We start from the raw sequence: 12052 nt of genomic DNA, 5'->3' as shown, positions 1-12052 counted from the left end.
CCAAAGTCGTCACCACCCGCTGGCCCCAACCCACACAACAAGTCAACGCCGGCTTCAACTTCCCCACCTCCAGCTGAGGTTGCCCTCGTCCCCCCACACACACATCAACCGGTAGGAGGTGGCCATGGACGTCAGGGACGACGCCACCCAGGCCCCCACACCAAGCAGCATCGCCACGGACAAGGCCTCTGCGAAGGTCTACCGACGGCTGCGGACCATCACCGTCATCGCCACGTTCGGCGGACTCCTCTTCGGCTACGACACCGGTGTCATCTCCGGTGCGCTGCCTTTCATGGCTCTGTCGCCCGAGGAGGGCGGGCTGGGGCTCACCCCGCTCACCGAGGGGATCGTCGCGTCGTCCCTCGTGCTCGGCGCGGCGTTCGGGGCCCTGTTCGGCGGCCGTCTCTGCGACCGCTATGGACGCAAGCGGACGATCCTCGGGCTCGCCGTGCTGTTCTTCGTCGGCGCGCTGGGCACCGCGCTCGCACCCGAACTCGTGGTGATGGTGCTGTTCCGCGTGCTGCTCGGTCTCGCCGTGGGCGGTGCGTCCGCGACGGTGCCGGTGTTCATCGCCGAGCTGGCGCCCGCCGACCGCCGCGGCCGTCTCGTGACCCAGAACGAGCTGATGATCGTGACCGGCCAGCTGCTGGCCTACACCTCGAACGCGGTGATCGCAGAGACCGTGGGCGAGGGTGGCGTGTGGCGCTGGATGCTCGCGATCGCCACGGTCCCGGCCGTGCTGCTGTGGTTCGGGATGCTGTTCGTGCCCGAGTCGCCCCGGTGGCTGGCCTCCCGCGGCCGGTTCGAGGACGCCGAACGCACCCTGGGCCGGATCCGCGACGCGCAGGTCGTGGACGAGGAGTTCGCCGAGATCAAGCGCCGTGTCACCGCCGACGCCGGCGAGCGGAAGGCGGGCTGGCGGGACCTGGGCACGCCGTGGGTGCGGCGCCTCGTGATCTTCGGGTTCGGGCTGGCCTCCCTGACCCAGCTCACCGGCGTCAACTCGATCATGTACTTCGCGCCGACGATCCTGCTGGACACCGGACTGGGCACGCAGGCCGCCCTCACCGCCACCATCGCCAACGGCGTCGTCGCCGTGCTCGCGGTCGCGACCGGCATGTGGCTGCTCGGCCGGTTCGGCCGGCGCCCGATGCTGCTGACCGGACAGGTCGGCGTCACCGTCTCGCTGGTACTGATCGCCTTCTGCTTCCTGGTCCTGCCCGAGTCGACCGCACGCAGTTACCTCGTGCTCGCGTCCATGCTGACGTTCCTGCTGTTCATGCAGGGCTGCATCGCGACCGTGTTCTGGCTGATGCTCTCGGAGATCTTCCCGCTCCGCCTGCGCGGATTCGCCATGGGCACGGCCGTCTTCGGCACCTGGATGGCCAACTTCCTGGTCACGCTGGTGTTCCCGCCCCTGATCGACGCGATCGGCGGAGCCACGTTCCTGATCTTCGCCGCGATCAACGCCGCCACGTTCGTCTTCTACGTCCGCACCGTTCCCGAGACCCGGGGCCGCTCGATGGAGGCCATCGAGTCCCACTTCCGCCGGCAGTACGCCGACTGATCACGTCCTCCTTCTCTTCGAAGGCTCCTCGAAAGGCACCCGCATGACCACGTCCGCCAAACCCATCTCCGTCGCGGTGATCGGAGCCGGCATGGCCGGCCGCAGCCACGCCGCCGGTTACCGCAACGTCAACACGGTCTTCGGCGCCGGCCTGCCGCCGGTCCGCCTGGCCGCGATAGCCGACGCCAACGTCGAACTCGGTGAGGACGCAGCGCGCCGCTACGGGTACGAGAAGGCGCTCCCGAGCTGGGAGGCCGTCGTCGAGGACCCGACGATCGACGCCGTCAGCATCGTCGTGGGCAACGCGCTGCACCGGCCGATCGCGGAGGCGCTGGTGGCCGCCGGCAAGCACGTGCTGTGCGAGAAGCCGCTGGCCGGCTCGCTCGAAGACGCCCGCGCGATGGCCGAGTTGGAGCGCACCGCCGACGTGGTGACCGCCGTCGGGTACACCTTCCGGCGTTCCCCCGGCATCGCCGCGATCCGGGATCACGTGCAGCGCGGCGAGCTGGGCGACCTCTCGCTGTTCAGCGGCCGGTACTGGTGCGACTACGCGACCGACCCGAACGGGCCGCTGAGCTGGCGGTTCAAGGGCGGCCCCGGTTCCGGTGCGCTCGGGGACGTCGGCTCGCACATCATCGACGCCGCCGAGTACGTCGCCGGGCCCATCGCCTCGGTCTCCGGCGCCTCGCTGTCGACGCAGATCCCCAAGCGGCCGCTGCCGCTGGGCGCGGTCGTCGGGCACAACGCGGCCCCCGTGTCCGACGAGGTGGGCGAGGTCGAGAACGAGGACACCGCGTCCTTCACCGCTCGCTTCGAGTCCGGCCTGGTCGGCACCTTCTCGGTGTCGCGCACCGCCTTCGGCCTGCCCAACGGTCTCGCCTTCGATGTCCTGGGGCTCGGCGGCCGGGCCGCGTTCGACCAGCACCGGCCGGCCGAGTACCTCTTCGACGACGCCCAGCCCGAGGCCCGCACGCGAGGCGCACGCACGATCATCGCCGGCCCGAATCTGCCGTACTTCGCGGGCGGGGTCCCGATGGAGGCGCCGGGTGTGGGCGCGAGCAACGCCGACAACTTCACCTACCAGGCCCGTGCCTTCCTCGACCAGGTCGCGGGCGTCGCCGACCCGCGGCCGGCCTGCGCCACGTTCGCCGACGCGCTGCGGACCATGGAGATCATCAAGGCCGTCGTCGATTCCTCCCTGGGCGGCGGCGCCGCCGTCACGGTTCCGCCCGCCGCCTGACCCCCCGTATCGAAGGAGATTGCGATGGCCCTCAAGCTCGGCGCCTACACCGCCTGCCTGCACGACCGAACCCTCCCCGAAGCCCTCGACATCCTGAAGGGGAACGGGCTGACCTCCGTGGAGGTCAACACCGGCGGCTTCATCCCCTCCCCGCACTGCCCGGTCGACCTTCTGCTGTCCTCGGCCACCGCGCGCGAGGAGTACTTGGCGACCTTCGCCGACCGCGGGATGGAACTGACCGGCCTCAACTGCAACGGCAACCCGCTCAACCCGCTCCCCGGAGTCGGGCCGAAGCACGCCGACGACCTGCGCCGCACCATCCGGCTCGCGGGCCTGCTCGGTGTGAAGCACGTCGTCACCATGTCCGGCACCCCGGGCTCCGACCCCGACGCCAAGTACCCCTCATGGGTCGTGAACCCGTGGGACGGCGTCTACATGGACGTCCTGGACTACCAGTGGGGCGTGGCCGTCGAGTTCTGGAAGGAGATCGACGCGCTGGCCCGGGAGAATGACGTCCGGGTCGCCATCGAGATGCACCCGCACAACGTCGTGTTCTCCCCCGTCACGCTCAAGCGTCTGGTCGACGAGACGGGCGCGACGAACGTAGGCGCGGAGATGGACCCCTCCCATCTGATGTGGCAGGGCATGGACGTCGTCGCCTCGATCAAGTGGCTGGGCCCGCTGGTGTTCCACGCCGCCGCGAAGGACGCGACGCTCTGCCCGGGCGCCGACATCCGTGGCGTACTGGACACCTCGTTCACCCGCGTTCCCGCCGACGCGCCCGGCAAGGTGCCCACCGGCTACGGGTTCTGGTGCAACGCCTGGCCGGAGAACCCGGCGTGGAAATTCGTCGCCGTCGGCCTCGGGAACGACGTCCCCTACTGGACCGAGTTCCTGCGCGCCCTCGCCGAGATCAACCCGGACATGGCCGTGAACATCGAACACGAGGACGCCGCCTACTCCCAGACCGAAGGACTGGCCCTGGCCGCGAAGAACCTGCACAGCGCCGCGTCCGCTCTGTGACCCACCCGCGCCACATGGCCCCGCGCCCGCCGTATCCGGGCGCGGGGCCATGGCTGTGCCGTGGGACTCACAAGCGTGCCTCAGCGCGCGGCGCCGTGGAACGCTTCAGCATTCGGCCCAAGGTCAAGCTCATGAGCTGGGTGGGGGAACTCCGGGCGTGGAAGCCGGTCGGGAGCCGTTACCGACTGCGTACTGACGGTGGCCGATTGCGTCGCGGGGCTGAAGGGCGGAGGCAGGTGAATGGTCGGATCCCGCCGGGGTGTGGCCGTTGTCGTCGTGCTGGCTGCCGCGGCGACGGGGTGCGGCACGGTTTCGGAACGGCGTGACGAGGTCCGCGGTGCCGCAACCGCCTTCGAAAGAGCCCTGGCCGAAGGGGAGTTCGGGCGCGCGTGCGCTGAACTCGCGCCCGGAACCGCGGAAGAGCTGGAACATTCGGTCCGTCGGCCGTGCGGGAAGGCGCTGCGCGAGGAGTCGTTGACCCCAGGTGGTGCGGTGCGACTGGTGGACGTCTACAGCAACCAGGCGCGGGCGGTGCTGACGAAGGACACGCTGTTCCTCTCCCGCTTCAGCGAGGGCTGGAAGGTGGTGGCGGCAGGGTGCCGACCGCGGTCTGAAATGCCGTACCAGTGCCAGATCAAGGGCGGATGAGCCGTGAAAGTCATGTTCACCGTGACGCTGATGCTGGTCGCCGTCGGTCTCGCGTACTGGCGGCATTGGGACTGATGCGGCGATGACCCACCGATCGTCCCGGACAGCGGCAGGCGACGGTGGGCTGCGGAGCTTCGTGCGGGACAACGGGCTCGGGCTGTTCTTCCTCACCGGGTTCCTGCTGGCGTTGGCCGGGCAGGCGATCGCTGGACAGGCCGACTTCAACAACCAACTGCTCGCGGAGCAGCTACAGCCGGTCAGCTTCGGCGAGTACGTGACGTCCTCCGACTTCGCGGTCGATACGGCGGAGAACTGGCAGTCGGAGTACCTGCAGTTCTTCCTCTACGTCTCGGTGACCGTCTGGCTGGTGCAGCGCGGATCTCCGGAGTCCAAACCGGTCGGAGCGGCCCATGACGCCACCGGCGTCGAAGGCTGATGCTCCGGCTCACCACCGACGAGCAGCCGAACACCACCCACGGCTCCGGGTGGGCTGCCCCCGGTTCGGGAGCAGCGCCCCGACGCAGGGTGTCAGGCGTCGGCTATGAGGGAGTCGTCTTTGGGGCGGGAGCCAGGGAGTCGGTGGTGGGCGGCTATCAGCGCGGCGTCGATGTCGCGGGTGCCGGTGGCGATGCACAGGGTGTATGCGATGTCGTCCAGGCGCTGGCGCGCCCGGGCGCTGCCTTCCTCGGCGTGGAGAGCGTGCAGGGTTTTGTACTGCTCGAGCAGGTCGACGAGGACGACCGGGTGGGCCATGAGCATGGGAGTTTCTCCCTTCACACAAGCTGGGGGTAAGGCCGGTCAAGCGGGGGCCTGTACCTGGTGGGCGTGCGAGTCACTGTCGAGGGCGCGAGGCGTGCATGCTCATCGAGTCTGTTCTCCTCCCGTCGCACTGTGGTCGGGCAGTCGCGGGAGGCCCAGGACGACGGCGCACACCGGAGGGCAGCCGATTCGCGGCTCCTCCCGCGGTGGGCCTGTGGTCCCAAGCACCTGCCGGGCCGGTTGCCCGCGCCGCGAGGGCTCAAACCGTTCCCCGCGAAACCGAGTGCCGTCACCAGGCAGCCGGTCTTTCCGGCGGGAAGTGCCCCTCATCCAGCATGTCGTCGTACGTGCGCTCGTCCCCCTGGGGAGTACCGAGTACCCGGCGCGTGATGCCTGGCGCGGCTCCCGGCGTGGCCATCCGTCCACGACCGCGTTGCCTCGCCAAGATCACCACCGGCGGTGCGGTTCGGTCGTAGAGGGCGGGGTACTCGCGGCGCGCGTGAGAGAGGAGTTCCGCCATGCCCGCAGGATCGAGCCGAAAGCGCGAGCGGCAGTACGAGCACATCAAGGAGAGCGCCGAGCAGCGAGGCGAGTCCTCCGGCCGGGCGAAGGAGATCGCCGCGCGCACGGTGAACAAGGAGCGGGCCCGCTCCGGCGAATCCCGCACGTCGAGCAGGACTTCGACGCGCGATCCCAAGTCCGCGTCCCAGCGCGGCGGCGAGCGCTCCCACCGGGGTGCCGCGGGCCCCACCAAGGACCAGCTGTACGAGGAGGCGAAGAAGCGCAACATCGAGGGCCGCTCCTCCATGAACAAGCAACAACTGCAAAAGGCGCTCGGCCGCTGACCCCGGAGCCGACAGCGAGCCGCCCGGGCGACTGCCACCCGCCTCGGCGGCGCGAGGGCACGGCGCGGCGCGCATGGATGGCTCGCAGCCGACGACACCGACGACACCGGCGGTGATTCGGGCGTCGGACCGTACGCCCTCTGCGCGGGCTGGTCAGTGACCGGCACCTGATGGCGACGCGGCTCTCGGCGACATCAGCGCTGCGAGGCCCGACAAGTAACCGGTATCGACTGTTTTGTCGCGGAGGGGCGGGAAACCCGTGCCTGGACAACACGACGAACTGCCGATCGCTGACTACGATCACTTGCCGCTCGGGGAGCCCGAGCCCGGCTCGAGCGACTCCTCTCCGGCACCACCACGCCGTCGGGCGGCGGGCGCGGCGGACCCATGACACCGGAGCCCCCTCAAGGCGGGTCGAAGGTCACCCCCGACACCGCCGCTCCGCCCCTGCACCCACCGCCTCACGGCACGCCTGAACAGCCCGGCAAACCCAAGGCCAACCGGCCGTAGCCGGCCGAAAGCCGAGAGGAGCGTGCACCATGACGACTCCTGACCCCGAACCAAGACGAACCCCGGGACTCGAACCGGGCGGCGGGGTGTCGCCCGGTGAGACTCCACCCGCCGAGGCGAGTACCTTCGGCATCTCCCACCCGGAGCCGCCCGAGCTGCGCAAGGGATGGGGCCCGATGCCGCTCGTCCTGATCATGGTGGTGGTGGCGCTGATAGCGACCGGGCTGATCGCCATGGCGGTCATCCTGATCGCGTAGCGTCAGCCACGTCACCCCAGCCCCACGACGCCTGGCACGCCACCCTGGGTGATCATGTGGTGGGCGGCGCGCTGGGCCCACAAGAGGTCATGGTGCCGGTCCCGGCACCATGACCAGCACGTCGATCCTGCCCAGCTGCTCGGCGAGCAGGTCGATGATCCCGGCGGCCTCAGGGAGCCGGGTGAGGTCCAGCTGCTCGACCGCGGCGCGACGCCCCGCCGCGCGTACCTCGTCCGCTGTCCGCTGCGCCCCCGCATGATCTCGGTGCCAGGTGATGCCGATGTCCATGCCGGTTTCGGTCGGCCGGACAGCGGTGGCACGGCCCATCCCTGAGTCGGATCCGGTGATCAGGGCCACGACGAATTGCCGGCACGGCCAGGACGACGGGCACACGGATCTGGGGAGCCGGATCGCAGGAAACCGGGAAAAGCTTCGGCAATGTCCATACCCCTGTGCTCACGCCCGCCATGGGTCATAGTTCTTCCATGGAGGCGGGATGGGCAGAACAGACCCCCTCTCGCACCGCTGAGATGTGCTGTCCGAGTTGATGGGTCGTCACATGCCGGAGATCGCCGAAGACGGATCCGACGATGAGTCGCAGTCCGTCCAGAACGTCTGGTCGTCCGGGAACTCCTACGGTGCTGTGCGAGACATCAACATCTACCAGGGCGTCGATACCGCGGGTCCCTCCCGCGGATCGGGCCCAGGGCTGTTTTCGGTGCGACCGCCTTACGGGCGGCTGACGACGGAGGTACGCGGCCGGGAGGAACTGATCGATCTGCTGTTGGAGGAAGTGTCCACAGCAGAGCCCCGGCTGTCGGTCGTGCACGGTCTGGGCGGCTCCGGGAAATCCACCGTGGCTCTGAGCGTCGCGAGCCGCGCACGGGAACAGGGACGCCAGGTGTGGTGGGTATCGGCAGCCGATCCAGCCACGCTCCACAGTGGGTTACGCCAGCTGGCAGTCGAACTCGGCGTCGACCCCAAGCTGGTCCGGGCGGCATGGGAGGGTGAACTGAGTGCGCCGGATCTGCTGTGGCGGAGTCTGGACGCACAGGACCGTCGGTGGTTATTGGTGATCGACGAGGCCGACGACCCCACTCCGATGTCCGCGCGGGGCGGGCTCCCCGCGGATGGCAACGGCTGGCTCAGGCGAAGTCGCAGCGGTGCTGTGCTGATCACGACACGGGACGGTAACCCGGACCTCTGGCGGCACGCCGTGATCCATTCGCTGCGGGAACTGCGTCCCTGGGAGGCCGCGTCCGTCCTCCTCGACCAACTGAGCGCCGTCGGCCTGGAGACCGCGGACGACGCGCATGACCTGAGGGGTGCGGCACTGTGCCTCGCCGACACCCTGGGCGGCCTGCCTTTGGCGCTCCAGATGGCCGGCTCGTACCTCGGCGTCCAGTGCCGCCGCCAACTCCGGCGGGTCGGCAGCGCATCCGACGCGGTCGCCTACGCGGCTTCGACCCTCCGCGCATACGACGCACAGGTCCGGTCGAACGTCGCCTTGCTGGATAGCGCGGACAGCCGTGCGGGCAGCAGTCGCAGGCACTTCGAGAACTCGGGAAGGGTCCGCGTGACGGCCACTTGGGAGCGCTCGCTGCGGCTGCTGGAAGACCGCGGCATGCCGGAAGCCAGGATCCTGCTGCAGGTCTTTGCCTGCTACGAATCGACGCCGATCCCGCTGCGCGCTCTGGACCCAGAGGTCCTGTCGCAATCGCCGCTGTTCCCGCAGGGCATGGACGCCCTGCGCCGGGATGACGCGCTGGAGGCGCTGTGCGACTTCGCCATCGTGGAGGAAGCCCTGCTGCATTCCGACCAGGGCAGCGTCACGTGCCTGAAGGTGCACCGGCTCGTCGGCGAGACCGTGGCAGCCCAGACGGCGGAAGAGGGCACTCACGCGGACATCTGGTCACTCGCGGTACACCTGTTGGCAGAAGCGGCATCGAGCGCGCCGACGCATGAGGGCGAGGCCCTGTGGTGGACCATGGCCGCCCCGCACTGCTTACGCCTGATGCAAAGATGCCCGACGCCGACGGCAGCCGTTCCAACCCTGATCCATCTTGCCCGGTCCGCGGTCGCCACCCTCAAAGATCTGGGTTCCCTCAGCAGTTCCGTGGCCCTTGCAACCGCCTGCTATGAGCTGGCCGTCCGGACCTTGGGAGCGGACGACAGGGAAACCCTCCTGTGCCGTTTCACTTACGCGCGCGCGTTGGGAATCGACAGCCGCGGCCCGGAGGCCACAGCTGAGATCCGCGCCACTTGGCAAGCGCAGGAAAGACTTCTCGGTGGCGAGCATCCCGAGACGCTTGCGAGCCGTTCCTACTACGCGGACCGCATCTGCGTCGAGGGCCACTACTCGGAGGCGGAGCGCCATCTGGCGGAAACCGCTGCCATCTGTGTGCGCGTCCTCGGTCCCGATGACGCAGAGACGCTCATGGCGGAAAACCGGTACGCGATCGCGCTACGCAAACTCGGCCGCTACCGGGAGTCCGTGGAACTTCATCGACATGTACTGGCCCGCCGCGAGGTAACCCTGGGAAGTACCCACATGGAGGTGACTCGCAGCCGGAACAACCTTGCTTTCACGCTCGCGCACATGGGTCGATACCGCGAGGGCGAAGCCGAGTACCGCACCAACCTCGAGGCTCGGCGTCAGCTCCTGGGTCCTGAACATCCCCTGACGCTGGTAGCCATGTCCAACCTTGCGGTCCTCCTGCGCGATACGGGCCACTTGAGCGAGGCGGACTTACTCTTCCGGCAGGTGATCGACGCCCGAACGGAAACCCGGGGTGGGGATCACACGGCGACACTCATCCCACGTAACGGCTTGATCATTCTCCGCACACTGCAAGGCCGTGCGGCCGAGATTCTCGGAGAAGCGCGAGATGTGCTGGAATCGCGGCGCCGACAACTCGGCCCTACCCACCCGTCCACTCTGGAGTCCGTCAGAACCCTCGGCAGCGTCTTGATGGCGGTCGGCCGACTGACGGAGGCAGAGACTTACCTGGTGGAAATCTATACGCACCAACTCAACAAGTTGGGTGCCGAACATCCCTTCACCGCCGCCATCACTCTCGAGCTGTCCCGGCTTCGGCGCGCCCAGGAACGCTACGCAGACGGGCTGCGCCTCGCCAGACAGGTTGCTGCGGTGTGGGACAGCGGGGGCCGGGGGCAGCACCTCAAGGCCTTCGAACTCCGCTACCAGGTAGCCACCCTCGAACACGAACTCGGCGAGCTCGATCAAAGCGCCTATGGGATCGGCCTTGAGGCGCTCCAGCGCGACATGGAAGACGCGGGGCTCGCCGCGGCTCCGCTGACCGAGACGATCCGTCGCGAGATCAGTGAGATCAGTGAGATCAGGAGCCGCCGCCCGCGTCATGACGCTTGACGTTCACATTCAGGTCTCGCGCAGCGGTATACGCGTCCCTGCCGGCCCGCACATTCTGCACGACGGGGCGTGAGCCGGATTCGGAGGCCAACCGGACCATGAGGTCTGTCGCCTGCCGGAGATCCGCCGCAGCCTCCGAGGACTCCTCCAACAGCCGCTCCAGCCGCCCCTGCCACCGCCCCTCGATGCGCGCCCGCAGAAGCTCGTCCGCAGCCGACCGAGCGCTCAACTCCCCTTGCGAAACGTCCAGTTCGCCTTCGACTGCTTCCGCCTGCACCGGCCGGTGGCGGCGCCACAGCTCGACGATCTGCTCCTTGGCCTGTGCCCAGGCATCGGTCACCATCGCTCCGACCAGGGCGCTCGCGCCACCCGCTGCGAGCGCCACGAGTTCGGCGTCCATGCGATCTCCTCGATGTCCGGCGGTTACCAGGGAACCACAATCGCGTCCGATCACACGCGACTTCGAGTCGCTCTGATGCTTGCACGGCCCCACCGTCAGCGCCCCGTCAGCACGACGGAAGAGAGTCATGTACGACGCAGGATTACTCGACCGCGGCCGATCTCGCGTCCAGAAACTCAGCGGCGACGCCAAGGAGATGAGATGTTCGCAAGACTGAGGGAATCTGGATCCGCTCCCATCCAAGCAGGACATCGCCCGACCCACGATTCTGATCGAGGCGGGCGTCCCATCCCCGGCCTGAGCCTGGCGGAGACACTCAGCGGGCTGTCCGCGGTCCGGCGTAACCACATAGCTTTCCTCAGCAAGGCCGTCCAGACACACGGCGACGTATTCCGGATGCGGTTGCTGGGCAACCCGCTGGTGATGCTGAACCATCCCGACCACGTGCACCGGGTCCTGGTCGAGAACAGGGAAAACTATGACAAGGAGAACTTCCTGTACCGGACCGTCCGTCCGGTACTGCGGAACCGTCTGATCGGCGCGATAGGAGGGGAATCCTGGCATCGGCAGCGCCGGCTGATGTCGTCGGCAGCATGACCCACTGTGCGGGATACCGGGCCGAGGCCGCCGCACACCGGTCCGACCTGCGCACCCTCGGCATCGACGCGGAGCCCCATGCGCCCCTGCCGGACGGCGTACTGGAGTTCATCGCGCTGCCCGAGGAGTCGTCGCATGTCGCCCGGCTCGCCCGCCACAGCCCCGAAGTCCACTGGGACCGGCTGCTGTTCTGCGCCAAGGAAGCCGTCTGCAAGGCATGGTTCCCCGCGACGCACACCTGACTGGGCTTCGACGGGGCTGTGATCTCACCGGCGCCCGACGGCACCTTCCACGCGCGCGTCCTGGCTCCGGCGCCCCCGCAACAGGTTGCCGCGCCACGGGAGTTCGACGGAAGGTGGCTGGTTCGGGACGGCCTTCTGCTGGCGTGCGTGGTGTCCCTGGCCCTTGTTTGACTGCGCTTCTGGCACGTGTAAGATTCGACTGACACATACAGTCCGGCTCGCTGAGAGGTGGGGGCGTTGACCAGCGAGGAGCTCCTGGCCTTCCTCTCCGCCGTTGGCCATACCCAAAGGCTCCGGGCCATCGCAGGCCTTGCCGACGGCCGTATGTACGTCAGTGAACTGGCCCGGCAACTGGGCATGTCCCGCCCCCTGCTGTACATGCATCTGGAGCGCCTGGAGAAGGCCGGCCTGGTCGTCGGCCACCTGGAACTCTCCGACGACGGCAAGGCTTTGAAGTACTTCGAGCTGGTGCCGTTCGACCTGCACCTCAACGTGCAGACGATTCTGGACGCCCTGCGCGCGGACGAGCAGCAGGCGGGTACAGCGGATGGGCCTGCGGATGAGGAAGGTTAG

Annotated in this window: 14 protein-coding genes and 1 pseudogene; 11 read left to right on the top strand and 4 right to left on the bottom strand. The window is 68.5% G+C overall.

What is annotated here, in order from left to right:
* Positions 1–124: 124 nt before the first annotated feature.
* From FGD71_RS19700 to FGD71_RS19680, 5 genes are all read left to right on the top strand, one after another.
* Positions 125–1567 carry a sugar porter family MFS transporter gene (locus tag FGD71_RS19700; protein WP_119101779.1) on the top strand — a complete coding sequence of 481 codons (1443 nt, stop codon included), beginning with the start codon at positions 125–127 and terminating at the stop codon, positions 1565–1567.
* 43 nt (positions 1568–1610) lie between these two features.
* Positions 1611–2807, top strand: a complete 1197-nt coding sequence (locus FGD71_RS19695; protein ID WP_119101778.1) for a Gfo/Idh/MocA family protein — start codon at positions 1611–1613, stop codon at positions 2805–2807.
* Between the two features lie 24 nt (positions 2808–2831).
* A complete protein-coding gene (locus tag FGD71_RS19690; RefSeq protein ID WP_119101777.1) occupies positions 2832–3830 on the top strand; it encodes a sugar phosphate isomerase/epimerase family protein in 999 nt (332 codons plus the stop codon).
* Between the two features lie 240 nt (positions 3831–4070).
* Positions 4071–4478, top strand: a complete 408-nt coding sequence (locus FGD71_RS19685; RefSeq protein WP_119101776.1) for a hypothetical protein — start codon at positions 4071–4073, stop codon at positions 4476–4478.
* 82 nt (positions 4479–4560) lie between these two features.
* Positions 4561–4914 carry a DUF6766 family protein gene (locus tag FGD71_RS19680; RefSeq protein ID WP_338120069.1) on the top strand — a complete coding sequence of 118 codons (354 nt, stop codon included), beginning with the start codon at positions 4561–4563 and terminating at the stop codon, positions 4912–4914.
* A gap of 92 nt (positions 4915–5006) precedes the next feature.
* Here the strand turns inward: FGD71_RS19680 and FGD71_RS19675 are convergent, their stop codons facing one another.
* Both FGD71_RS19675 and FGD71_RS47995 read right to left on the bottom strand, forming a co-directional pair.
* The gene (locus FGD71_RS19675; protein ID WP_119101775.1) at positions 5007–5237 is read right to left on the bottom strand and encodes a DUF5133 domain-containing protein; all 231 of its coding nucleotides are present in this window, start codon (positions 5235–5237) and stop codon (positions 5007–5009) included.
* A 289-nt stretch (positions 5238–5526) separates the two neighbouring features.
* Positions 5527–5757, bottom strand: a complete 231-nt coding sequence (locus FGD71_RS47995) for a hypothetical protein (RefSeq protein WP_140935916.1) — start codon at positions 5755–5757, stop codon at positions 5527–5529.
* Between FGD71_RS47995 and FGD71_RS19665 the strand changes: the two genes are divergently transcribed.
* Together FGD71_RS19665 and FGD71_RS19655 are read left to right on the top strand one after the other, a co-directional pair.
* Positions 5756–6082, top strand: a complete 327-nt coding sequence (locus FGD71_RS19665; RefSeq protein ID WP_119101774.1) for a plasmid stabilization protein — start codon at positions 5756–5758, stop codon at positions 6080–6082. The genes FGD71_RS47995 and FGD71_RS19665 overlap by 2 nt on opposite strands.
* A 539-nt stretch (positions 6083–6621) precedes the next feature.
* Positions 6622–6849 (top strand): DUF6480 family protein, encoded by a 228-nt coding sequence (locus tag FGD71_RS19655; RefSeq protein WP_119101773.1) that lies wholly within the window; start codon positions 6622–6624, stop codon positions 6847–6849.
* Positions 6850–6934: 85 nt separating this feature from the next.
* On the opposite strand, the pseudogene FGD71_RS19650 reads toward FGD71_RS19655, so the two are convergent.
* Positions 6935–7176, bottom strand: a pseudogene (locus FGD71_RS19650) (SDR family NAD(P)-dependent oxidoreductase); the annotation flags it as partial.
* A gap of 205 nt (positions 7177–7381) precedes the next feature.
* Between FGD71_RS19650 and FGD71_RS19645 the strand changes: the two are divergent.
* Positions 7382–10240 (top strand): tetratricopeptide repeat protein, encoded by a 2859-nt coding sequence (locus FGD71_RS19645; RefSeq protein WP_119101772.1) that lies wholly within the window; start codon positions 7382–7384, stop codon positions 10238–10240.
* Here FGD71_RS19645 and FGD71_RS19640 read toward each other — a convergent pair.
* Entirely contained in the window at positions 10209–10640 is a 432-nt protein-coding gene (locus tag FGD71_RS19640; RefSeq protein WP_119101771.1) for a hypothetical protein, read from the bottom strand. The two genes, FGD71_RS19645 and FGD71_RS19640, sit on opposite strands and share 32 nt — an antisense overlap.
* Before the next feature lie 201 nt (positions 10641–10841).
* Between FGD71_RS19640 and FGD71_RS49935 the strand changes: the two genes are divergently transcribed.
* From FGD71_RS49935 to FGD71_RS19625, 3 genes are all read left to right on the top strand, one after another.
* Positions 10842–11237, top strand: a complete 396-nt coding sequence (locus FGD71_RS49935) for a cytochrome P450 (RefSeq protein WP_162931173.1) — start codon at positions 10842–10844, stop codon at positions 11235–11237.
* A complete protein-coding gene (locus FGD71_RS19630) occupies positions 11234–11479 on the top strand; it encodes a 4'-phosphopantetheinyl transferase superfamily protein (protein ID WP_119101769.1) in 246 nt (81 codons plus the stop codon). The genes FGD71_RS49935 and FGD71_RS19630 overlap by 4 nt, the downstream gene beginning before the upstream one ends.
* Before the next feature lie 228 nt (positions 11480–11707).
* Complete coding sequence (locus FGD71_RS19625; protein WP_420878323.1) at positions 11708–12052, top strand: ArsR/SmtB family transcription factor; 345 nt, start codon at positions 11708–11710, stop codon at positions 12050–12052.

Origin of the sequence: Streptomyces sporangiiformans, from assembly GCF_005768555.2 — a bacterium.
Lineage (GTDB): Bacteria > Actinomycetota > Actinomycetes > Streptomycetales > Streptomycetaceae > Streptomyces > Streptomyces sporangiiformans.
Note: the sequence above shows the minus strand (reverse complement) of the source record. Positions and strands in the feature narration are given on the sequence as shown.

What these genes read in the sequence shown, in the direction of transcription:
- FGD71_RS19700 (WP_119101779.1), top strand. Translation starts at nt 125, where the DNA reads ATGGACGTCAGGGACGACGCCACCCAGGCCCCCACACCAAGCAGCATC.
- FGD71_RS19695 (WP_119101778.1), top strand. Translation starts at nt 1,611, where the DNA reads ATGACCACGTCCGCCAAACCCATCTCCGTCGCGGTGATCGGAGCCGGC.
- FGD71_RS19690 (WP_119101777.1), top strand. Translation starts at nt 2,832, where the DNA reads ATGGCCCTCAAGCTCGGCGCCTACACCGCCTGCCTGCACGACCGAACC.
- FGD71_RS19685 (WP_119101776.1), top strand. Translation starts at nt 4,071, where the DNA reads ATGGTCGGATCCCGCCGGGGTGTGGCCGTTGTCGTCGTGCTGGCTGCC.
- FGD71_RS19680 (WP_338120069.1), top strand. Translation starts at nt 4,561, where the DNA reads ATGACCCACCGATCGTCCCGGACAGCGGCAGGCGACGGTGGGCTGCGG.
- FGD71_RS19675 (WP_119101775.1), bottom strand. Translation starts at nt 5,237, where the DNA reads ATGCTCATGGCCCACCCGGTCGTCCTCGTCGACCTGCTCGAGCAGTAC.
- FGD71_RS19665 (WP_119101774.1), top strand. Translation starts at nt 5,756, where the DNA reads ATGCCCGCAGGATCGAGCCGAAAGCGCGAGCGGCAGTACGAGCACATC.
- FGD71_RS47995 (WP_140935916.1), bottom strand. Translation starts at nt 5,757, where the DNA reads ATGGCGGAACTCCTCTCTCACGCGCGCCGCGAGTACCCCGCCCTCTAC.
- FGD71_RS19655 (WP_119101773.1), top strand. Translation starts at nt 6,622, where the DNA reads ATGACGACTCCTGACCCCGAACCAAGACGAACCCCGGGACTCGAACCG.
- FGD71_RS19640 (WP_119101771.1), bottom strand. Translation starts at nt 10,640, where the DNA reads ATGGACGCCGAACTCGTGGCGCTCGCAGCGGGTGGCGCGAGCGCCCTG.
- FGD71_RS49935 (WP_162931173.1), top strand. Translation starts at nt 10,842, where the DNA reads ATGTTCGCAAGACTGAGGGAATCTGGATCCGCTCCCATCCAAGCAGGA.
- FGD71_RS19630 (WP_119101769.1), top strand. Translation starts at nt 11,234, where the DNA reads ATGACCCACTGTGCGGGATACCGGGCCGAGGCCGCCGCACACCGGTCC.